Here is an 18,458-nt window from a genome sequence, read left to right as displayed (position 1 = left end):
TAGCTTCCAGAAATCTTACTTTTTAATCGGTTTGCGCGGACCTTTACGGGTACGTGCGTTAGTTTTGGTGCGTTGACCACGGACAGGCAAGCTGCGACGATGACGAAGGCCACGATAGCAACCTAAATCCATTAAACGTTTAATGTTCATGGAAATTTCGCGACGTAAGTCACCTTCGGTAGGAACCTTAGCAACTTCTGCACGAATCGCATCAAGCTGTGCATCGTCCAACTCACGAATCTTAGTAGTTTCAGTGATGCCAACTGTAGCTAAGATATTCTTAGCAGTATGGCGACCGATACCAAAGATATAAGTGAGGGAGATAACAGCATGCTTGTTATCCGGAATGTTTACACCGGCAATACGAGCCATTCACTTTTCTCCAAAAAGGCAGTAGAGATAATCAACCGCCCCACAAAAATCTTGAGGGGCGGATATTAACCCAATTCGCCTACTGAAATCAACAGGTCTTGATTAGATTAACCTTGACGCTGCTTATGACGAGGTTCTGCGCTACAAATCACGCGAATAACCCCATTACGACGGATAACTTTACAGCTACCACAAATTTTCTTTACAGAAGCTTGTACTTTCATGATGAAACCTCTAAGTGCGCTTATCCCTTAGGATGAGCAGTCGTTTTTCTCATTAATGTTTGATTGTCATATTGATGAGAAGTTAAATGCGCTTGTAGCTGAGCCATAAAGTCCATAACAACAACGACTACGATAAGTAATGAGGTACCACCTAAATAGAATGGAATACCAAAAGAACTCTGTAAAATCATTGGCATTAAACAAATGACTGTAATATAAATCGCACCAATGAACGTCAAACGATTAAGAATATGATCTAAGTAACGAGCAGTTTGCTCACCTGGGCGAATACCAGGCACATAAGCTCCGCTGCGTTTTAGATTTTCTGATACTTCCTTAGGGCTAAATACTAAAGCCGTATAAAAGTAACAGAAAAAGATAATTAACGCACCAAAGAGCACCAAATACAAAGGCTGTCCAGGCGACAATACCAGAGCTAAATCTTGTAAGCTACGCTTAATTAAACCAGCATTCGGATCTGCACTACCTACCCATTGACCCAAACTAGCTGGGAACAACAATAAAGAGCTTGCAAAAATCGCAGGAATCACACCAGCCATATTAATTTTTAATGGTAGATGTGTTTGCTGAGCTGTAAATATACGACGACCTTGTTGTTTTTGCGCATAGTTTACTGGAATACGACGCTGTGCTTTTTCAATAAACACAATCGCAGCCAATACACCAAGAGACAAAAGACCAAAGATGACAAGACCAATCAAACTTGTTTGACCATTATCTACAGATGACACTGATTGCATAATTAATTTAGGCAAACCAGCAACAATACCTGCAAAAATAATCATTGAGATACCATTACCGATACCTCTTTCAGTGATTTGTTCACCTAACCACATTAAGAACATAGTTCCAGCGATAAGTGACGTAACAGCAGGAATATAAAATGCAAGACCCGTAGACAGAGTAATACCCTGACCAATTAAGCCTGCACACATACCTACTGCCTGAACCACTGCAAGTAATAATGTACCCTGACGCGTATATTGGTTAATTTTACGCTTACCTTGCTCCCCTTCCTTTTTCAAGGCTTCAAGAGAAGGAATCACTGTTGACATTAACTGCACAATAATTGATGCAGAAATATAAGGCATGATCCCTAAAGCAAGAATAGACATTCGCTCTAAAGCACCGCCAGAAAACATATTGAATAGCCCAAGAATAGTTCCTTGGTTTGCATGAAATAAATTTTCTAACGCAGCATTATTAATGCCTGGTACTGGAATATGCGCTCCTAGTCGAAAGACCAGCAATGCACCGATTAGAAAACTCATCCGGCGAATAATTTCACGGTATTTCACATGAAATGGCTGACCTTTCATCATGTTGACATGACCTGAAGAACTAGGAGACATAGACACTCGAGATTACTCCTCGACTTTACCGCCAGCTGCTTCAATTGCAGCTTTAGCGCCTTTAGTCAATGCAACACCTTGAACAGTGAATGCACGAGTGATTTCACCAGAAAGCACGATACGAGCACGAATTTGATCGCGACGAACAACATTCGCAGCTTTTAAAGTTTCAAGGCTAACAATGTCGCCTTCCACTTTAGTTAACTCAGACAAACGTACTTCAGCAGTTTTTAAAGCGATTTGGCTAGTGAAACCGAATTTAGGTAAACGACGATAAATCGCTGTTTGACCGCCTTCGAAACCTGGACGAACGCCACCACTTTTACGTGATTTTTGACCTTTGACACCACGGCCACCAGTCTTACCAACGCCAGAACCGATACCACGGCCTAAACGACGGTGTTCACGTTTTGCACCTTCTGCAGGTGCAAGCTCATTTAAACGCAGAGTCATGGCTTATTCCTCTACACTAACCATATAGTAGACTTTGTTGATCATACCACGGTTAGAAGGCGTATCTTGCACTTCTACAGTATGACCAATACGACGCAGACCTAAACCTTGTAAGCAAAGCTTGTGATTTTTCAAGCGATGTGAAGAAGATTTAGTCTGGGTAACTTTAATCGTTTTCATGATTGATTACCCTTGAATTTCTTCTACTGATTTACCACGTTTCGCAGCGACTTTCTCAGGAGAAGTCATATCACGCAAACCTTTAAAAGTTGCGTTTACTACGTTAGCAGCATTAGTAGAACCATAACATTTAGCAAGTACGTTATGTACACCTGCAGCTTCAAGAACGGCACGCATTGCGCCACCAGCGATTACGCCAGTACCTTCTGAAGCAGGTTGCATGTATACACGGCTTGCACCATGACGAGCATTCACAGGGTGTTGTAAAGTAGTACCAGCAAGGTCTACAGTGATCATGTTGCGACGAGCAGCTTCAAGTGCTTTAGAAATAGCAGCTGGAACTTCACGTGCTTTACCACGACCAAAACCAACACGACCATTACCATCACCCACAACTGTTAATGCTGTGAAAGAGAAGATACGACCGCCCTTAACAACTTTGGCTACACGATCAACGGCAACCAGCTTTTCAACAAGACCTTCGTTTTGTTCAACTTTAGCCATGATTAGAACTCCAAGCCGTTTTCACGAGCAGCATCAGCCAAGGCTTTGATACGACCATGATATTTAAAACCAGAACGGTCAAATGCAACTTTAGTTACACCAGCTGCTTTCGCACGTTCTGCGATTAAAGCACCTACTTTAGTAGCTGCATCTACATTACCTGTAGTACCGCTACGTAAAGATGCATCCAAAGTTGAAGCTTGCGCTAAAACTTTGCCACCATCTGCTGAAATAACTTGAGCATAGATGTGACGCGGAGTGCGGTTTACACACAAACGAGTCGCACCCAATGCACGAATGTGCAAGCGTGTGCTTTTCGCACGACGCAAACGGGATTGTTTCTTTTCGTTCATAAGAACCTCGCGCCTTATTTCTTCTTAGCTTCTTTACGAAGAATGACTTCATCCGAATAACGAACACCTTTACCTTTATATGGTTCAGGAGCACGGTATGCACGGATTTCTGCCGCTACTTGACCTAACAACTGCTTGTTTGCTGATTTCAAAATGATTTCAGTAGCAGTTGGAGTTTCCGCTGTTACACCTTCTGGTAAAGCGTAGTCAATTGGGTGTGAATAACCAAGGTTAAGGTTTACAACAGTACCTTTAACCGCAGCTTTATAACCAACACCAACTAGCTGCAACTTACGTTCGAAGCCTTCGCTAACACCTTTTACAAGGTTATTCAATACAGCGCGAGCAGTACCAGCTTGCATCCAAGCATCTTTCGATTCTTTAACTGGAGCAAGTTGAAGTTTACCTTCTTCCTGTTTTAGCTCGACCAGCGCATGCAGGTTGAAAGACAATGTACCTTTAGTGCCTTTCACTTCGACCTGCCGGCCGTTCTGAGTAACTGCTACACCATTAGGTACAGTTACTGGGGCTTTAGCCACACGAGACATGAGGAATCACCTATTAAGAAACAAAAGCAATAACTTCACCACCAACGCCCGCAGCACGTGCAGCGCGATCAGTCATGATGCCTTTGCTTGTAGAAACAATTGCAATACCTAAACCTTGCTTAACGCTTGGAAGTTTATCTTTACCACGGTATTGGCGAAGACCTGGACGGCTTACGCGCTTAACCATTTCGATAACTGGTTTGCCTTCGAAATATTTTAAAGTAATTGTCAAAGTAGATTTTGTCTCTTCTTGAGCAACTTCTACATTTGAAATATAACCTTCTTGTTGAAGTACGTTTGCAATTGCAACTTTCAACTTAGAAGAAGGCATAGAAACAGTTTGTTTCTTAGCCATTTGTGCGTTACGAACACGTGTTAGCATGTCGGCAACGGTATCTTGCATACTCATTTAGTCGCTCCTTACCAGCTTGCCTTAACAACGCCTGGTACATCACCCTGCATTACTGTGTCACGTAATTTGTTACGGCTTAAACCGAACTTACGGAAGTAACCATGAGGACGACCAGTTAAACCACAACGGTTACGAAGACGTACCGGAGATGCATTACGTGGCAATGCTTGTAACTTTAACATCGCTTCGAAACGCTCTTCTTCACTTGCATTTACGTTTGCAATCGTAGCTTTTAATTCAGCACGTTTTGCAGCGTATTTAGCAACTGTTTTTTCGCGTTTCAATTCGCGATTAATCATACCTTTCTTAGCCATATCGACCTCTTATTTGAACGGGAAGCCGAATGCACGCATAAGCGCACGGCCTTCGTCATCGGTGCGAGCAGTCGTAGTAATAGTAATATCCATACCACGAATACGATCAATCTTATCGAAATCGATTTCAGGGAAAACGATTTGCTCTTTCAAACCCATTGAGTAGTTACCACGACCATCAAATGATTTCGAAGAGAAACCACGGAAGTCACGGATACGAGGGATTGCGATTGAGATCAAACGGTCCAAGAATTCGTACATTTGGTCGCCACGTAAAGTAACTTTACAACCAATCGGCCAACCATCACGGATTTTGAAACCTGCGATAGATTTACGAGCAAGTGTAATTACTGGTTTTTGACCAGCAATTAATTGCATGTCGACTACAGCGCCATCTAATAATTTCTTATCAGTTGCAGCTGCGCCTACACCCATGTTTAGGGTAATTTTTGTGATGCGTGGAATTTCCATCACGTTCTTAATGCTAAGTTCTTCTTGTAACTTTGCTTTAAGTTCATCGTTGTAACGTGCTTTAAGTCTGGCCATTGCCTTTTCAACCTATTACTTCGCTACCGCCACTGATTCACCATTTGATTTATAAACGCGAGTTTTCACGCCATCAATCACTTGGTAACCAACACGGTCAGCCTTCTGGGTTGTAGCATTTAAAATTGCCACGTTTGAAATATGAAGCGAAGCTTCTTGAGTAACTACACCGCCTTCAGCGCCAGTTACACGGTTAGGCTTTTGATGCTTCTTCACTAAGTTAAGGCCTTCAACCTTAACGCGGTCTTCAGAAACAGACAATACAGTACCCTGTTTGCCTTTTTCTTTACCTGCGATCACGATAACTTGATCGCCTTTTTTAATCTTAGCCATGATTGCCTCTTATAGAACTTCAGGAGCCAATGAAATGATTTTCATGAACTGTTCAGTACGAAGTTCACGAGTCACTGGTCCGAAGATACGAGTAGCAATCGGAGCTTTGTTGTTGTTCAAGATAACTGCAGCATTATCATCAAAACGGATCACAGAACCATCTGGACGACGAATGCCGAATTTAGTACGAACTACAACCGCATTCATCACGTCACCTTTTTTAACACGTGCGCGTGGGATTGCTTCTTTTACAGTAACTTTAATAATGTCGCCAACAGAAGCATAACGACGATGTGAACCACCAAGTACTTTAATACATTGTACGCGGCGAGCACCACTGTTGTCTGCTACGTCGAGCATAGTTTCGGTTTGAATCATTGCCCTACTCCAAAACCGAGCATCACCGGTCACAATTTCGAAAGGCTCAAAGAGTACTCGAAATTGACCGATGATGCAACAAGAACGTCGAATTACTCAGCAGCTGCTTCAACTACTTCCACTAAAGTCCAAGCTTTAGTTTTAGAAATTGGGCGGCTTTCTTTAATGGTTACAACATCGCCAATTTTAGCAACATTGTTCTCATCATGAGCGTGTAACTTAGTTGAACGGCGAATTGACTTGCCATACAACGGGTGTTGAACGCGGCGTTCAATAAGAACAACAATAGATTTATCCATTTTGTCACTTACGACTTTGCCGGTTAACGTGCGGACTGTTTTTTCACTCATTGTCCGTTCCCCTGTTTTTCGGTAAGGAGTGTCTTAATACGAGCAATTGTCTTACGAGCAACTTGCACTTCGTGCGATTTACCCAACTGACCAGTTGCTTTCGCCATACGAAGACGGAATTGGTTAAGCTGTTGCTCATCAAGCAAAGCTTTCAACTCTTCTACCGATTTTTCACGTAGATCTTTAGTTTTCATTACATTACCGTCCGAGTCACGATAGTGGTTTTAAACGGAAGTTTAGCAGCAGCTAAAGCAAATGCTTCACGCGCTAATTCTTCGTTCACACCTTCAATTTCGTACAGGATCTTACCTGGTTGGATCTGGCAAACCCAGTATTCCACGCTACCCTTACCTTTACCCATACGCACTTCAAGAGGCTTTTGAGTAATTGGTTTATCCGGGAATACGCGAATAAAGATTTTACCACCACGCTTAATACGGCGGCTAATAGTACGACGTGCAGCTTCAATCTGACGCGCAGTCATACGACCACGTTCAGTTGCTTTAATTGCAATCGAACCAAATGATACTGTACTACCACGATGCGCTAGACCAGTGTTACGGCCTTTATGCACTTTACGGAATTTGGTACGTTTAGGTTGCAACATGGATTATTCTCCCTTGTCAGCAGCACGGTCACCGCGACGACCACGACGCTCTTGACCTTCACCACGACCACGACCACGTTTAGCTGGACGATCTTCAGCAGGAGCAGGGTTCATGACTTGTTTCATGCCACCTAAGATCTCGCCACGGAAAATCCAAACTTTAACACCAATCGTACCGTAAGTTGTTTCTGCACGCATAGTTGCATAGTCAATGTCTGCACGTAACGTATGCAAAGGTACACGACCTTCACGATACCATTCTGTACGAGCAATCTCTGCACCACCTAAACGGCCAGACACTTCAACTTTGATACCTTTAGCACCAGCACGCATAGTGTTTTGAACCGCACGCTTCATAGCACGACGGAACATAACACGCTTTTCTAATTGAGAAGCAATTGCTTCAGCAACTAAACGCGCATCTAAGTCTGGGCGATCAATTTCGTTGATACTTACTTGCGCTGGAACACCCATAATGCTGGTAAGTTCGCGCTGTAATTTCTCAATATCTTCGCCTTTTTTACCGATTACGATACCAGGACGAGCTGTGCTAATAGTTACTTTAGCAGCGCCTGATGGACGTTCGATAAGAATATTGCTTACCATCGCATTCTTAAGTTTTTTAGTTAAAAACTCACGAACTTGAAGATCTTTAAGCAAGTATTCAGCGTATTGTTTCGGATTCGCATACCAGTTAGCGTTATGACGTTTCACAACACCTAGGCGGATACCGATTGGATGAACCTTCTGACCCATATCAAACCCCTACCTTAACGGTGATGTGACAAGTACGCTTAGTAATACGATCTGCACGGCCTTTAGCACGTGGCATAATACGTTTAAGGCTCATGCCTTCATCAACGTAAATCGTAGAAACTTTAAGATCGTCAACATCTAAACTGTTATTGTGTTCAGCGTTTGCAATCGCAGATTCCAATGCTTTTTTTACTAAAACAGCAGCTTTTTTATTGCTGAAGTTTAAGATGTTTAAAGCATGCGCAACAGATTTGCCGCGAATAAGATCTGCAACCAAACGTGCTTTTTGTGCCGAGATAGCGGCACCGCGTAATTTAGCAGTTACTTCCATCATGACACCTATTAACGTTTAGATTTCTTGTCAACACCGTGACCACGATAGGTACGAGTTGGCGCGAATTCACCGAGTTTATGACCAACCATATGCTCAGTAACAATTACTGGAACGTGATTACGACCATTATGAACAGAGATTGTTAAACCAACAAAATCTGGAAGGATCATCGAACGACGAGACCAAGTTTTGATCGGCTTGCGAGAGTTACTAGCAACAGCCGCTTCAACCTTAGCGAACAAGTGCGCATCGACGAATGGGCCTTTTTTCAGAGAACGAGGCATTAGTCAGATTCCTTTACTTGACGCGACGGTCGCGAATAATCATCTTAGTCGTACGCTTATTGGTACGTGTCTTGTACCCTTTAGCTTTTTGACCCCATGGGCTTACAGGTTGAATACCTTTGTTACGCCCTTCACCACCACCGTGTGGGTGGTCAATCGGGTTCATCGCCATACCACGTACGGTAGGACGAACACCACGCCAGCGTGAAGCACCAGCTTTACCCAATGAACGAAGGTTGTTTTCTTGGTTAGAAACCTCACCAATTACAGCGCGGCATTCAACGTGTACTTTACGCATTTCGCCTGAACGAAGACGAATAATCGCGTAAGAACCATCACGACCCAACAACTGAACAGAAGCACCAGCAGAACGCGCTAATTGCGCACCCTTACCAATTTTAAGTTCAACGTTATGAAGTGTAGAACCGATCGGCATGTTACGAAGTGGCAAGCAGTTACCTGGACGAATTGGAGCATCGTTACCAGATTGTACTTTATCGCCAGCACGTAAACCTTTAGGTGCAATGATATAACGACGCTCACCGTCAGCATATTTCAATAAAGCAATATGTGCTGTACGGTTTGGATCGTATTCAATACGCTCTACAACAGCAGGGATGCTGTCTTTGTTACGTTTGAAGTCAACGATACGGTAGTGTTGTTTATGACCACCACCAACGTGACGAGTAGTAATGTGACCGTTGTTATTACGACCACCAGTACGTTTTTTAGCTTCAACCAACGGTGCGTAAGGAGCGCCTTTGTGAAGATGGTCATGAACCACTTTCTCTACAAAGCGACGTCCTGGAGACGTTGGCTTACATTTTTGAATCGGCATAATTTTCGTCCTTATTCCGCTGCGCTTTCAGCGGTATCGCCCAAGTCAGCCATTTCAACATCTTGGCCGGCTTTCAGGGTGACGTATGCTTTTTTAACATCAGAACGACGTCCTAATGTACGACCAAAGCGCTTAGTCTTACCTTTAGTAATAGTTGTGTTAACTTTAACAACTTCTACACCAAAAAGTTTTTCAACTGCTTTTTTGATTTCAAGCTTAGTAGCATTAATGTCTACTTTAAATACTTGAACACCAACAGTATCACCTAAAACTTGTGCCTTTTCTGAGAAGACTGGTCCTTTAAGGACTTGATAGATACGTTCGTTGTTCATCCGAGTTCTACCTCAATTTTCTTAGCAGCAGCTACAGACATCACAACTTTATCAAACGCGATCAAGCTTACAGGATCGATTGCAGTTGCATCTACCACATCTACATGCGGAAGGTTGCGTGCTGCAAGATATAAGTTCTCATCTACAGCGTCAGTAACGATTAATGCACGAGCAGCATTTAAGTCGTTAAGTTTTGCAAGCAATTCTTTAGTTTTTGGAGCTGCAACAGCAAACTCTTCAACTAATACAAGGCGATCTTGGCGAACAAGTTCAGCTAAGATACATTGCATTGCACCGCGGTACATCTTACGGTTTACTTTTTGAGACCAATCTTGTGGACGAGCAGCAAAAGTTTTACCACCACCAACCCAGATAGGGCTACGAATAGAACCCGCACGAGCACGACCAGTACCTTTTTGACGGAATGGTTTTTTACCACCGCCAGAAACGTCTGCACGCGATTTTTGAGCACGAGTACCTTGACGACCACCTGCTAAATAAGCAGTAACAACTTGGTGTACAAGAGCCTCGTTAAATTCACGTCCGAAAGCAACTTCAGACAATTCAACAGCAGAGCCGGAAACAGTTTTCAAATTCACGGTATTTCCCCTCAGGCCTTGATGGTAGGACGTACAATTACGTCACCGCCAGTTGCACCAGGAATTGCACCTTTAACAACTAAAACAGAACGTTCAGCGTCAATAGATACGATTTCAAGACCTTGTACTGTTACGCGTTCATCACCTAAGTGACCAGCCATTTTTTTGCCTTTGAACACGCGTCCAGGAGTTTGGTTTTGACCTGTAGAACCTAATACACGGTGAGAAACTGAGTTACCGTGAGTAGCGTCTTGGGTACGGAAGTTCCAACGTTTAACACCACCTTGGAAGCCTTTACCTTTTGATTGACCAGTTACGTCAACAATTTGACCAACTGTGAACAAATCAACGCCAATAGTACCGCCAACTTCACGACCGTCAAGCTCAGCTTCAGTAACACGGAACTCTTTAACTAAACGACCAGCAGCAACACCAGCTTTCGCGAAGTGACCTTTCTGAGCGTTAGTTACGCGAGATTCGCGACGTTCACCAGTAGTTACTTGAACAGCTTGATAACCATCAGTTTCAAGTGTTTTGATTTGCGTAATGCGGTTTGGATCGACTTCGATGACTGTAACAGGTACAGAAACACCAGCATCTGTAAAGATGCGAGTCATACCACATTTGCGACCGACTAAACCAATAGCCATGTGCATAAACCTCTAAAAAAGCGGCCTAATTAACTAATCGTTAATTAACCGAAAGCCTTAACCCAAAGCGATCTGAACATCAACACCAGCTGCAAGATCTAACTTCATCAATGCATCAACAGTTTTATCTGTAGGTTGAACGATGTCGATCAAACGTTTGTAGGTGCGGATTTCGTACTGGTCACGCGCATCTTTGTTAACGTGCGGTGAAGTAAGAACGTTGAAGCGTTCGATGCGAGTAGGCATCGGAATTGGACCACAAACTTGTGCGCCAGTACGCTTAGCGGTTTCTACGATCTCTTGAGCAGATTGATCAATCAAACGATGATCAAAAGACTTAAGACGGATACGAATTCTCTGGTTAGACATACCAGTAAACTCCAAGCCAAATATATAAAGAATCACCTTTGACGCATCTCACCTATTGGTAAGTGTCAAAGGCAGTGATAATCACCAAGGTCGTGATCGATGCCACGACTGTAATGCACATTTACTACTTTCTTCGCAGTAAATGCCCTCTTCTTGAGGGTCGCTCATTATAACGATTGTTTAAGTCTTATGCAATTCTCTTTTTCTATTTTTTGTTCAAATCCTGCTTTAGCCTAGCATTAGTCATTCATTCTATGCATTTATTACAAACTCGATTGCTTTATTTAAGAGTTGATTACCCTGTTCAAATTTTTGTGCTTCCGAATATTGCAGTTCACTTGCCGATTGAACATATTCACCGTCAAAAATAGATAGCTCCTCTTCATTTTCAAGTAAGAGTTCTAAAGCTGCCGGTGTCATCTCTGGATGAAATTGAAAACCTAATACATTTTTCCCAATCTGATACATCTGATTACGACAAGCAACGTTCTCAGCTAAACGTATAGCACCTTTAGGTATTTCAAATGTTTCACTATGCCACTGCATCACATTGATTTCTTCAGGTAGCGGAAAGCTTTCTTGGGGTAAGTTAGCAACTCTTTGAACTGTCGACCATCCTAGCTCTTGATAACGATTGCGACTAACAGCTGCACCTAATGCATTTGCAATTAACTGCCCACCTAGGCAAAGTCCTATAGCAGGTTTTCCTGCCGCCAAATATCGACGCAACCATCTTTTTTCTATTTTAAGCCATGGATAGTTTGCCTCGTCATTTACACTCATGGTTCCACCCATGATTAATAGTAAATCTACCTCTTCAATTCGTGGTAAAGCTTCTATTTCAAGTGACCGATCAACCGGAAGTGCAAAGAACTCCGTAGAGCTAATAGTGGCGTGATGAGCTTTTAAAAATGAATAACAACTTCCAAACCCTTCGCCAGCAATATGTTGAAAATAGTGAACACGTAAATGCGACTTCATGCGCTTAAACCTATTGTTGTTAGAATGTTGGTTTGATCTTTGCAAAAATAAAGCCAAGTTTTTAGTGAATGTTACAGCAGTAACGAAACATCTTAGAATTAATCAAAAATCTAGCGAATAAGTGAGTTTTCTCTTAATCTAACCTTATTATTTAAAGCATAGCGCCCCATGAAAAAGCATAACAATTTCCAAACCCGACTCATTCATGCACCACGAAAAGCACCTCAATTCATCGAGACCGTGCAACCTCCCTTATTTCGTGCATCGACTATTATTTTTAAATCGACTGCGCACCTTTTTGACCGTCATTGGACCAATCCTTATGACTACAGTTATGGTACACACGGCACACCAACAACGTTTACCTTAGGCGACAATATTGCCCAAATAGAGGGTGGTTCATACTGTTTACTTGCACCAAGTGGGTTATCTGCAATAAATCTAGTTAACTCTGCTTTTTTAGGAACAGGGGATGAAGTTTGGGTACCAGACAATATATATGGTCCAAATCTGGAGCATCTAAACTACTTAAAAGATCAATATGGTGTTAGCGTCAAAGTTTATAATTCAATTGATGCCTCAAGCTTTAGACCAACTGAAAAAACCAAACTTTTATGGATAGAAACAGCAGGTTCTGTCACTCTCGAATTCCCTGATCTTAAAGAGTTAGTTAAAAAAGCAAAGGCACATGGAGTTGCAACTGCTTTAGATAATACTTGGGGAGCTGGACTTGCATTTAATGCTTTTGATTTCTCTGATGAGCACTTGTCAGTAGATTTAACTGTTCATGCGCTAACAAAATATCCAAGTGGTGGTGGTGATATTTTAATGGGAAGTGTTGTAACACGTGATGAGAAGTTACATCATCGTTTGTTCCGAATGCATGCCATTTTAGGAATTTCAGTATCTGGCGATGATACAGCTCAAGTTCAACGTAGCCTTGCCCACATGTCACTACGATATGAACAGCAATCAAATAACGCGAAAACTTTATTGGAATGGTTAAAGCAACAGCCTCAATTTGCACAAGTTCTACATCCAAGTGATAAAGCTTCCCCAGGTCATCAATATTGGCAAGAGATTTGCACTACAGGTAAGAGTGCAGGATTAGTCAGTGTCATATTTAAACCTGATTATGATATTTCAGCTATACGTCGCTTTTGCGATGCTCTTAAGCTATTTAAACTTGGTTTTAGTTGGGGTGGTCCAGTTAGTCTTGTCATGCTTTATGATCTAAAAATGATGCGAAAACTTGAAAATACACATTTACAACAAGGTTTATTGGTTCGTTTGTGTATAGGTCTGGAAGATCCGCAAGATTTAATTCAAGATATCGAAAATGCGCTGAAATATTTGTAAAACGACAAGATCAACAGTGACTCACACCGAAGGATAAAAATATATGGGTACACCGATTGTTATTGCTAAAAATATTAATGACACCTCTAAAGAAATTGTTTTGCTTTCTCAATTTGCTAACCGGCATGGTTTAATTGCAGGTGCTACGGGTACAGGTAAAACAGTCACTCTAAAGGTTCTTGCAGAAAGTTTTTCTAGAATCGGTGTTCCCGTCTTTCTTGCCGACGCAAAAGGCGATGTTTCTAGCCTAGCAAAAGCTGGAGAGACTTCAGATAAATTTAATGAACGCTTAAAGCTTCTACAAATTGATAGCGTTCCTTTTGCTGCCAATCCCGTTATTTTTTGGGATTTATTTGGGCAACAAGGCCATCCTATTCGAACCACTATTTCTGAAATTGGGCCAATTTTATTGGCACGTATACTCAATCTAAATGACACTCAAGAAGGTGTTCTATCTGCTGTTTTCCGCATCGCAGATGATCAAGGATTGCTGTTAGTCGACTTTAAAGACCTAAAAGCCATGATTACTTTTGTGAGTGAACATGCAGCGGAATTTAAAGCTGAGTACGGCAACTTATCTCCAGCCAGTTTAGGAGCAATTCAGCGCAATTTGCTCGCTCTTGCCGACCAAGGTGGGGATCAGTTCTTTGGAGAGCCAGCTTTAAATATTCTGGACTTTATACAAACCGATGCTAATGGCCGCGGCTATATCAATATTCTTGCTGCTGACAAGCTAATGAATACACCCAAGCTATACGCTACTTTTTTATTATGGATGCTTTCCGAATTATTTGAACAGCTTCCAGAAGTTGGCGATATGGATAAACCAAAACTCGTGTTTTTCTTCGATGAAGCTCACTTGTTATTTGATAATGCCAGTCAAGCTTTACAACAGAAAATTGAACAAGTTGTACGTTTAATTCGCTCTAAAGGTGTCGGTATTTATTTTATTACTCAAAATCCACTTGATTTACCAGAAAGTGTTTTGGGTCAGCTTGGTAACCGCGTACAACATGCTCTACGCGCATTTACTCCGAAAGATCAAAAGGCAGTAAAAACTGCTGCAGATACGTTTCGTGCTAATCCTAATTTCAAAGTGGATGAAGCGATTACACAGCTAGCGGTAGGTGAAGCCCTCATTAGTTGCCTAGATGAACAAGGTACTCCACAAATTGTAGAGCGTGGCTGGGTGATGCCCCCCTACTCCTCTTTTACACCGATTACACCTGAAGAACGAAAAACCCTAATTTCCCAAAGTATTATTGCTGGTGTCTATGAACAAGTTGTAGACCGTGAGAGCGCTTATGAAATGCTCCAAAATAAAGTTGCTGAACGTGAGCAGCAAAAACAGGATGCTGAGCTTGCTAAAGAGCAAGAAGCTTTAGCTAAGCAACAAGCCAAGGAACAAGAACGTTTAGCACGAGAACAGCAAAAGGAAGAAGAACGTGCTGCAAAAGAACGAGCAAAACTAACTCAAGATATAGTGGGAACTTTTGCAAAAAGCGCTGCACGCACTTTGGGCGGCAGTACAGGACAGAAATTGGTACGCGGATTACTTGGCTCATTATTTGGAAAATAGACCATTTAAATCAGCACTTTATTTTAAGGGATTTTATATCCCTTAAATTTTTTATGGTTTTATTAAGAAAACTATTGCGATTAATTTTTATAAGATGTATTTTAAATACATCTTATAAAGCCAGATAATTAAGGTCTAGCCATGACTCCACAACAAATTGAACTCGTAAAATCTACTGTACCTGTATTGCGTGAACACGGCGTTACACTGACTACATACTTTTATAAGCGGATGTTAAATAACAGTCCTGAATTAAAAAATGTTTTTAACCTAGATGACCAGACAAGCTTACGCCAACCTCGCGCCCTCGCAGCAGCAGTACTCGCATATGCTGAAAATATTGAAAATCCTACAGTGCTTGCCAAAGCAGTTGAGCGTATTACCACTAAGCACGTAAGTTTAGATATTCAACCAGATCAATATGCAATTGTTGGAGACAACTTACTTCATTCAATTAGTGAAGTTTTAAATGTTCCATTTGAGTCAGAACTGATTGAAGCGTGGAAACAAGCTTACTTACAGTTAGCAGATATTTTAATTGGCGTTGAAAAACAAAAATATGAACAGCTTGAAAGCTTAAAAGGTGGATGGGCTGGCTGGCGTTCATTTGAAATTACACAAATTGACCCACTTGAGTCTGGCAAGCGCTTTACGTTAAAAGCGACTGATCATGAAGATGTACTGACTAGCCCAGCTAATGCTTTTATTTCTGTAAAAGTACAAGTTCCCGATCAACAACTTGAGCAACCTAAAGCTTTTAAATTTACAGAAGCTCAGGAAAATAATGCGTACCACTTTGAGGTGCAGCCAGAAGAAAATCATACTGAATTTTCCGTTGCTAATATTTTACTTGAGCACTATAGAGTTGGTGATCAAGTACAAGTTTCAGCTCCTTTAACGCTCTAATATAAAAAGCTCCGGCCTGAAAGTTTTCTTCTTTAGACTTTCAGGCTAAGATGATCGTCCGTCAACCTTTAGTTTTTTGGTGATCATGCAACTTAATAAATTTACCGATTATGCTTTACGAATATTAATATACGTCGCTCGCCCAAGTGATGCACCGTATACGATTGCAGAAATCGCGAAAGATTTGCATGTTTCGCAAAACCATCTGGTTAAAGTTGTTCATTTCATGGGCAAGCAAGAATGGATTATTACCATTCGCGGCAAAGGTGGAGGAATTCGCTTAAATCCTAATGCACTAAACTCAAATTTGGGTGCAATTGTTCGTATATTACAAGGTGATAACCAAATCGTTGAATGCAATACACCACCATGTGTTTTGCGCTCTCATTGTGGCTTAAAAGGAATTCTCGATCAGGCTTTAGAAAGTTTTTATCAAAGCTTAGACCAATACACACTTGGAGAAGTCTTACAAAAGCCGAGATCTGCTTCAAATACCTCTCCGATAGACTTTTTGCAAATCTAAACTTCGTAATTCTATTTATCTTTGCAAGCAAGCTTACTGAAAATTAGCAAGAATAACCAAGCTCCTTTATACTAGGCGCGAGCCCTCTCATTTAAAAAGTTATTTTTTATGCGTCGTAGTGAAAAATCGAAAGACACCAAAGCCAGACTCGCACCCAAACAAAAGATCAGTTATGAAAAGAAACCAGATCCAGCGATAACGGAATATGCCGTACAATCCCTGAACTGGTTACGCCAAGCTGAGTTTTTAATGAGTGCACCTAAATTGGCACTTTGTGTTGAAGATAGTGGCTACGAGATTGCTTTTGCAGGACGCTCAAATGCTGGTAAGTCTAGTGCTATTAATGCCTTAACCAACAAAAAACAACTTGCACGCGCCTCAAAAAAACCTGGCCGTACACAAATGATTAACTTCTTCAGCCTAGGTAATCCTAATCAACGCCTAGTTGACCTTCCTGGTTATGGTTATGCTGCCGTACCAGAAGACATGAAACGTGTATGGCAAAAAGAATTAGAGAACTATCTAATCCATCGTAAAAGCTTACAAGGATTAGTTTTACTTATGGATATTCGCCACCCTTTACAGCACTTTGACATGATGATGCTGGAGTGGGCTTATTCACGCCATCTATTTGTACATATTCTTTTAACTAAAGCAGACAAACTTAATCGTGGCCCAGCAAACAAAGTCTTGCTTGAAGTTAAACAACAACTGAAAAAAATGAAGCTTGATTTTTCGATTCAGCTTTTCTCTTCATTGAACAAACTAGGCTTAGAAGAACTCGCTAGTGTAATGGCTGGACGCTTACATTTTACGCTTGATCAAGAGCCAGAATTTGACGTTGATGCGATTCCTGAAGCAAGCGATGAGGATGCTGAAGAGTAAATCGTCATAACAGATACAATTTCTTTATCAAATTTATATTCAAATGGCCCCTATTGCTAAACACAAATGCAGGGGCTTTTTTTATACTCGTTATAACTTCATCGAGTTAAAAATCAGGACTAAATGATGAAATTGCTATCTTTTTTGAAGAATAAGGCTTTAGGTTCTTCTATTGATTATAAAATTCTTCCACGCAAGGTGAAATTTGATTGGAAAGACACGCCTGTAGACTGGATTCCAAACCAACCGTTTGCAAGTTACTTTATTAATGAAATTAATAATATCTTGCCTGCTGGAGAGTTCTGGTTCTGCCGTTTATATAACAAAGTTTTACCTCGCATTACCGATGAAAAACTTAAACAGGACGTTCAAGCATTTATTCGCCAAGAGGCTATGCATGCAAATGCACATACTTCTGCCAATAAAGAATATTTAAGTGCACGTAATATTGATATCCAGAGAAATCTGGACATTATGAATTATCTATTTACCACTGCCCTGGCAGATAAACCTTTTGATAAAGAAGTTCCTCAGTTCTTGCAGGAACAATGGGATTTATTTCGTTTAGGTGTTATTGCAACTGTTGAGCATATGACCTGTGTACTCGGTAAATATGCGCTTTATAACAACCGTTGGGAGGAACTAGGTGCAGATCCTGAAATGGTCGATCTGGTTAAATGGCATGGTTCTGAAGAAATTGAACATCGCACAGTAGCCTTTGATTTATATCGTCATCTTGGTGGCGGATATATTCCACGTTACTACTTAAGCATTGCAGTTATTACCCTTGTGCTAGGATTATGGGTAGATGGCGCAGCACATATCATGAAGCAAGATCCTCGCTTTGCCGATGCTGCCAAATCTAAATTTTTTCCAGCTTGGGTTGCTGTAGAATGGTATAAGATTAGCCGTAAGGATAATCAGGTATTACCAAATCCGTTTTGGCTTATTGCTCAGCAAATTGATTACCTCATGCCTTGGTATGATCCAGTTAAAGAAGGTAGCACTGAAGATGCGGTAAGTTATTTATCTCAATCTCCAGCAGCAAAAAGAGCCGAGCTACAAGCCGCTTAAAAATAAAAAAAGCAGGATATAAATCCTGCTTTTTTATTGCGT

Annotated in this window: 30 protein-coding genes and 2 pseudogenes; 7 read left to right on the top strand and 25 right to left on the bottom strand. The window is 41.3% G+C overall.

The window, feature by feature from the left end; genetic code table 11:
• Positions 1–15: 15 nt before the first annotated feature.
• The 25 genes and pseudogenes from rpsM to NE363_RS02090 form a co-directional block, all read right to left on the bottom strand.
• Positions 16–372: a 30S ribosomal protein S13 gene (gene rpsM / locus NE363_RS02210; protein ID WP_000090816.1), complete on the bottom strand. Its 357-nt coding sequence runs from the start codon at positions 370–372 to the stop codon at positions 16–18.
• 107 nt (positions 373–479) lie between these two features.
• On the bottom strand, positions 480–596 hold the full coding sequence (gene rpmJ, locus NE363_RS02205; protein ID WP_000867907.1) for a 50S ribosomal protein L36: 117 nt from the start codon (positions 594–596) through the stop codon (positions 480–482).
• Positions 597–616: 20 nt separating this feature from the next.
• Positions 617–1,936, bottom strand: coding sequence for a preprotein translocase subunit SecY (secY, locus tag NE363_RS02200; RefSeq protein WP_170318186.1), 1,320 nt, complete (start codon positions 1,934–1,936; stop codon positions 617–619).
• A gap of 45 nt (positions 1,937–1,981) precedes the next feature.
• Positions 1,982–2,422, bottom strand: a complete 441-nt coding sequence (gene rplO / locus NE363_RS02195) for a 50S ribosomal protein L15 (protein ID WP_002049750.1) — start codon at positions 2,420–2,422, stop codon at positions 1,982–1,984.
• A gap of 3 nt (positions 2,423–2,425) precedes the next feature.
• Complete coding sequence (gene rpmD / locus NE363_RS02190) at positions 2,426–2,602, bottom strand: 50S ribosomal protein L30 (protein ID WP_000849088.1); 177 nt, start codon at positions 2,600–2,602, stop codon at positions 2,426–2,428.
• A gap of 6 nt (positions 2,603–2,608) precedes the next feature.
• The gene (gene rpsE / locus NE363_RS02185; protein ID WP_001141025.1) at positions 2,609–3,106 is read right to left on the bottom strand and encodes a 30S ribosomal protein S5; all 498 of its coding nucleotides are present in this window, start codon (positions 3,104–3,106) and stop codon (positions 2,609–2,611) included.
• A gap of 2 nt (positions 3,107–3,108) precedes the next feature.
• Positions 3,109–3,459 carry a 50S ribosomal protein L18 gene (gene rplR / locus NE363_RS02180; RefSeq protein WP_002049741.1) on the bottom strand — a complete coding sequence of 117 codons (351 nt, stop codon included), beginning with the start codon at positions 3,457–3,459 and terminating at the stop codon, positions 3,109–3,111.
• Positions 3,460–3,473: 14 nt separating this feature from the next.
• Positions 3,474–4,007 carry a 50S ribosomal protein L6 gene (gene rplF, locus NE363_RS02175; RefSeq protein ID WP_004705382.1) on the bottom strand — a complete coding sequence of 178 codons (534 nt, stop codon included), beginning with the start codon at positions 4,005–4,007 and terminating at the stop codon, positions 3,474–3,476.
• 13 nt (positions 4,008–4,020) lie between these two features.
• Positions 4,021–4,416 (bottom strand): 30S ribosomal protein S8, encoded by a 396-nt coding sequence (gene rpsH, locus NE363_RS02170; RefSeq protein WP_002049732.1) that lies wholly within the window; start codon positions 4,414–4,416, stop codon positions 4,021–4,023.
• Between the two features lie 11 nt (positions 4,417–4,427).
• A complete protein-coding gene (gene rpsN / locus NE363_RS02165; RefSeq protein WP_002049689.1) occupies positions 4,428–4,733 on the bottom strand; it encodes a 30S ribosomal protein S14 in 306 nt (101 codons plus the stop codon).
• 9 nt (positions 4,734–4,742) lie between these two features.
• Complete coding sequence (gene rplE, locus NE363_RS02160; RefSeq protein ID WP_044119300.1) at positions 4,743–5,279, bottom strand: 50S ribosomal protein L5; 537 nt, start codon at positions 5,277–5,279, stop codon at positions 4,743–4,745.
• A 15-nt stretch (positions 5,280–5,294) separates the two neighbouring features.
• Positions 5,295–5,612 (bottom strand): 50S ribosomal protein L24, encoded by a 318-nt coding sequence (gene rplX, locus NE363_RS02155; protein ID WP_002049703.1) that lies wholly within the window; start codon positions 5,610–5,612, stop codon positions 5,295–5,297.
• Between the two features lie 9 nt (positions 5,613–5,621).
• Positions 5,622–5,990, bottom strand: a complete 369-nt coding sequence (gene rplN, locus NE363_RS02150) for a 50S ribosomal protein L14 (RefSeq protein ID WP_001982634.1) — start codon at positions 5,988–5,990, stop codon at positions 5,622–5,624.
• Positions 5,991–6,082: 92 nt separating this feature from the next.
• Complete coding sequence (gene rpsQ / locus NE363_RS02145) at positions 6,083–6,340, bottom strand: 30S ribosomal protein S17 (RefSeq protein ID WP_001291845.1); 258 nt, start codon at positions 6,338–6,340, stop codon at positions 6,083–6,085.
• Entirely contained in the window at positions 6,337–6,534 is a 198-nt protein-coding gene (gene rpmC, locus NE363_RS02140) for a 50S ribosomal protein L29 (protein WP_000849928.1), read from the bottom strand. The genes rpsQ and rpmC overlap by 4 nt, the downstream gene beginning before the upstream one ends.
• The gene (rplP, locus tag NE363_RS02135; RefSeq protein ID WP_002049688.1) at positions 6,534–6,947 is read right to left on the bottom strand and encodes a 50S ribosomal protein L16; all 414 of its coding nucleotides are present in this window, start codon (positions 6,945–6,947) and stop codon (positions 6,534–6,536) included. Before rplP ends, rpmC begins: the two co-directional genes overlap by 1 nt.
• A pseudogene (gene rpsC / locus NE363_RS02130) lies at positions 6,887–7,703 on the bottom strand (30S ribosomal protein S3). The gene rplP and the pseudogene rpsC overlap by 61 nt, the downstream one beginning before the upstream one ends.
• 1 nt (position 7,704) lies before the next feature.
• Positions 7,705–8,034 (bottom strand): 50S ribosomal protein L22, encoded by a 330-nt coding sequence (gene rplV, locus NE363_RS02125; protein ID WP_001982638.1) that lies wholly within the window; start codon positions 8,032–8,034, stop codon positions 7,705–7,707.
• Between the two features lie 11 nt (positions 8,035–8,045).
• Positions 8,046–8,321 carry a 30S ribosomal protein S19 gene (gene rpsS, locus NE363_RS02120; RefSeq protein WP_001138119.1) on the bottom strand — a complete coding sequence of 92 codons (276 nt, stop codon included), beginning with the start codon at positions 8,319–8,321 and terminating at the stop codon, positions 8,046–8,048.
• Between the two features lie 13 nt (positions 8,322–8,334).
• Complete coding sequence (gene rplB, locus NE363_RS02115; RefSeq protein WP_002049686.1) at positions 8,335–9,159, bottom strand: 50S ribosomal protein L2; 825 nt, start codon at positions 9,157–9,159, stop codon at positions 8,335–8,337.
• A gap of 11 nt (positions 9,160–9,170) precedes the next feature.
• Entirely contained in the window at positions 9,171–9,491 is a 321-nt protein-coding gene (gene rplW, locus NE363_RS02110) for a 50S ribosomal protein L23 (protein ID WP_002049693.1), read from the bottom strand.
• Positions 9,488–10,090: a 50S ribosomal protein L4 gene (gene rplD, locus NE363_RS02105; protein WP_002049755.1), complete on the bottom strand. Its 603-nt coding sequence runs from the start codon at positions 10,088–10,090 to the stop codon at positions 9,488–9,490. Before rplD ends, rplW begins: the two co-directional genes overlap by 4 nt.
• Before the next feature lie 11 nt (positions 10,091–10,101).
• Positions 10,102–10,740 carry a 50S ribosomal protein L3 gene (rplC, locus tag NE363_RS02100; RefSeq protein WP_263614652.1) on the bottom strand — a complete coding sequence of 213 codons (639 nt, stop codon included), beginning with the start codon at positions 10,738–10,740 and terminating at the stop codon, positions 10,102–10,104.
• Between the two features lie 57 nt (positions 10,741–10,797).
• On the bottom strand, positions 10,798–11,109 hold the full coding sequence (gene rpsJ / locus NE363_RS02095; protein WP_000070912.1) for a 30S ribosomal protein S10: 312 nt from the start codon (positions 11,107–11,109) through the stop codon (positions 10,798–10,800).
• Between the two features lie 252 nt (positions 11,110–11,361).
• Positions 11,362–12,090: a type 1 glutamine amidotransferase gene (locus NE363_RS02090; RefSeq protein ID WP_445535748.1), complete on the bottom strand. Its 729-nt coding sequence runs from the start codon at positions 12,088–12,090 to the stop codon at positions 11,362–11,364.
• A 168-nt stretch (positions 12,091–12,258) separates the two neighbouring features.
• Between NE363_RS02090 and NE363_RS02085 the strand changes: the two genes are divergently transcribed.
• The 7 genes and pseudogenes from NE363_RS02085 (at position 12,259) to NE363_RS02055 (ending at position 18,416) form a co-directional block, all read left to right on the top strand.
• Positions 12,259–13,449 (top strand): PLP-dependent transferase, encoded by a 1,191-nt coding sequence (locus NE363_RS02085; protein WP_445535747.1) that lies wholly within the window; start codon positions 12,259–12,261, stop codon positions 13,447–13,449.
• A 43-nt stretch (positions 13,450–13,492) separates the two neighbouring features.
• The gene (locus NE363_RS02080; RefSeq protein WP_004705371.1) at positions 13,493–15,028 is read left to right on the top strand and encodes a helicase HerA-like domain-containing protein; all 1,536 of its coding nucleotides are present in this window, start codon (positions 13,493–13,495) and stop codon (positions 15,026–15,028) included.
• A pseudogene (locus NE363_RS02075) lies at positions 15,016–15,146 on the top strand (hypothetical protein). The gene NE363_RS02080 and the pseudogene NE363_RS02075 overlap by 13 nt, the downstream one beginning before the upstream one ends.
• A gap of 23 nt (positions 15,147–15,169) precedes the next feature.
• A complete protein-coding gene (locus tag NE363_RS02070) occupies positions 15,170–15,934 on the top strand; it encodes a globin domain-containing protein (RefSeq protein WP_134262388.1) in 765 nt (254 codons plus the stop codon).
• A gap of 85 nt (positions 15,935–16,019) precedes the next feature.
• Positions 16,020–16,457, top strand: coding sequence for an RrF2 family transcriptional regulator (locus NE363_RS02065; RefSeq protein WP_445535746.1), 438 nt, complete (start codon positions 16,020–16,022; stop codon positions 16,455–16,457).
• 108 nt (positions 16,458–16,565) lie between these two features.
• Positions 16,566–17,342 carry a ribosome biogenesis GTP-binding protein YihA/YsxC gene (gene yihA / locus NE363_RS02060; protein WP_445535745.1) on the top strand — a complete coding sequence of 259 codons (777 nt, stop codon included), beginning with the start codon at positions 16,566–16,568 and terminating at the stop codon, positions 17,340–17,342.
• A 123-nt stretch (positions 17,343–17,465) separates the two neighbouring features.
• Positions 17,466–18,416, top strand: a complete 951-nt coding sequence (locus NE363_RS02055) for a metal-dependent hydrolase (RefSeq protein WP_151740731.1) — start codon at positions 17,466–17,468, stop codon at positions 18,414–18,416.
• Positions 18,417–18,458: the final 42 nt, after the last annotated feature.

Source organism: Acinetobacter sp. G18 (genome assembly GCF_052660225.1).
The sequence above is the reverse complement of the archived record's forward strand: the minus strand, read 5'-3'. Positions and strand labels throughout refer to the sequence as shown.

Coding starts and splice junctions, on each gene's coding strand:
- rpmD (WP_000849088.1), bottom strand. CDS start 2,602: ATGAAAACGATTAAAGTTACCCAGACTAAATCTTCTTCACATCGCTTG.
- rpsE (WP_001141025.1), bottom strand. CDS start 3,106: ATGGCTAAAGTTGAACAAAACGAAGGTCTTGTTGAAAAGCTGGTTGCC.
- rplO (WP_002049750.1), bottom strand. CDS start 2,422: ATGACTCTGCGTTTAAATGAGCTTGCACCTGCAGAAGGTGCAAAACGT.
- rpsH (WP_002049732.1), bottom strand. CDS start 4,416: ATGAGTATGCAAGATACCGTTGCCGACATGCTAACACGTGTTCGTAAC.
- rplX (WP_002049703.1), bottom strand. CDS start 5,612: ATGGCTAAGATTAAAAAAGGCGATCAAGTTATCGTGATCGCAGGTAAA.
- NE363_RS02070 (WP_134262388.1), top strand. CDS start 15,170: ATGACTCCACAACAAATTGAACTCGTAAAATCTACTGTACCTGTATTG.
- rplE (WP_044119300.1), bottom strand. CDS start 5,279: ATGGCCAGACTTAAAGCACGTTACAACGATGAACTTAAAGCAAAGTTA.
- rpsQ (WP_001291845.1), bottom strand. CDS start 6,340: ATGAGTGAAAAAACAGTCCGCACGTTAACCGGCAAAGTCGTAAGTGAC.
- rplC (WP_263614652.1), bottom strand. CDS start 10,740: ATGGCTATTGGTTTAGTCGGTCGCAAATGTGGTATGACTCGCATCTTT.
- rpmJ (WP_000867907.1), bottom strand. CDS start 596: ATGAAAGTACAAGCTTCTGTAAAGAAAATTTGTGGTAGCTGTAAAGTT.
- NE363_RS02055 (WP_151740731.1), top strand. CDS start 17,466: ATGATGAAATTGCTATCTTTTTTGAAGAATAAGGCTTTAGGTTCTTCT.
- yihA (WP_445535745.1), top strand. CDS start 16,566: ATGCGTCGTAGTGAAAAATCGAAAGACACCAAAGCCAGACTCGCACCC.
- rpsJ (WP_000070912.1), bottom strand. CDS start 11,109: ATGTCTAACCAGAGAATTCGTATCCGTCTTAAGTCTTTTGATCATCGT.
- rplP (WP_002049688.1), bottom strand. CDS start 6,947: ATGTTGCAACCTAAACGTACCAAATTCCGTAAAGTGCATAAAGGCCGT.
- NE363_RS02090 (WP_445535748.1), bottom strand. CDS start 12,090: ATGAAGTCGCATTTACGTGTTCACTATTTTCAACATATTGCTGGCGAA.
- NE363_RS02080 (WP_004705371.1), top strand. CDS start 13,493: ATGGGTACACCGATTGTTATTGCTAAAAATATTAATGACACCTCTAAA.
- NE363_RS02085 (WP_445535747.1), top strand. CDS start 12,259: ATGAAAAAGCATAACAATTTCCAAACCCGACTCATTCATGCACCACGA.
- rplR (WP_002049741.1), bottom strand. CDS start 3,459: ATGAACGAAAAGAAACAATCCCGTTTGCGTCGTGCGAAAAGCACACGC.
- rplF (WP_004705382.1), bottom strand. CDS start 4,007: ATGTCTCGTGTGGCTAAAGCCCCAGTAACTGTACCTAATGGTGTAGCA.
- NE363_RS02065 (WP_445535746.1), top strand. CDS start 16,020: ATGCAACTTAATAAATTTACCGATTATGCTTTACGAATATTAATATAC.
- rplW (WP_002049693.1), bottom strand. CDS start 9,491: ATGAACAACGAACGTATCTATCAAGTCCTTAAAGGACCAGTCTTCTCA.
- rplN (WP_001982634.1), bottom strand. CDS start 5,990: ATGATTCAAACCGAAACTATGCTCGACGTAGCAGACAACAGTGGTGCT.
- rplB (WP_002049686.1), bottom strand. CDS start 9,159: ATGCCGATTCAAAAATGTAAGCCAACGTCTCCAGGACGTCGCTTTGTA.
- rpsM (WP_000090816.1), bottom strand. CDS start 372: ATGGCTCGTATTGCCGGTGTAAACATTCCGGATAACAAGCATGCTGTT.
- rpsN (WP_002049689.1), bottom strand. CDS start 4,733: ATGGCTAAGAAAGGTATGATTAATCGCGAATTGAAACGCGAAAAAACA.
- rpmC (WP_000849928.1), bottom strand. CDS start 6,534: ATGAAAACTAAAGATCTACGTGAAAAATCGGTAGAAGAGTTGAAAGCT.
- rplV (WP_001982638.1), bottom strand. CDS start 8,034: ATGGAAGTAACTGCTAAATTACGCGGTGCCGCTATCTCGGCACAAAAA.
- rpsS (WP_001138119.1), bottom strand. CDS start 8,321: ATGCCTCGTTCTCTGAAAAAAGGCCCATTCGTCGATGCGCACTTGTTC.
- secY (WP_170318186.1), bottom strand. CDS start 1,936: ATGAAAGGTCAGCCATTTCATGTGAAATACCGTGAAATTATTCGCCGG.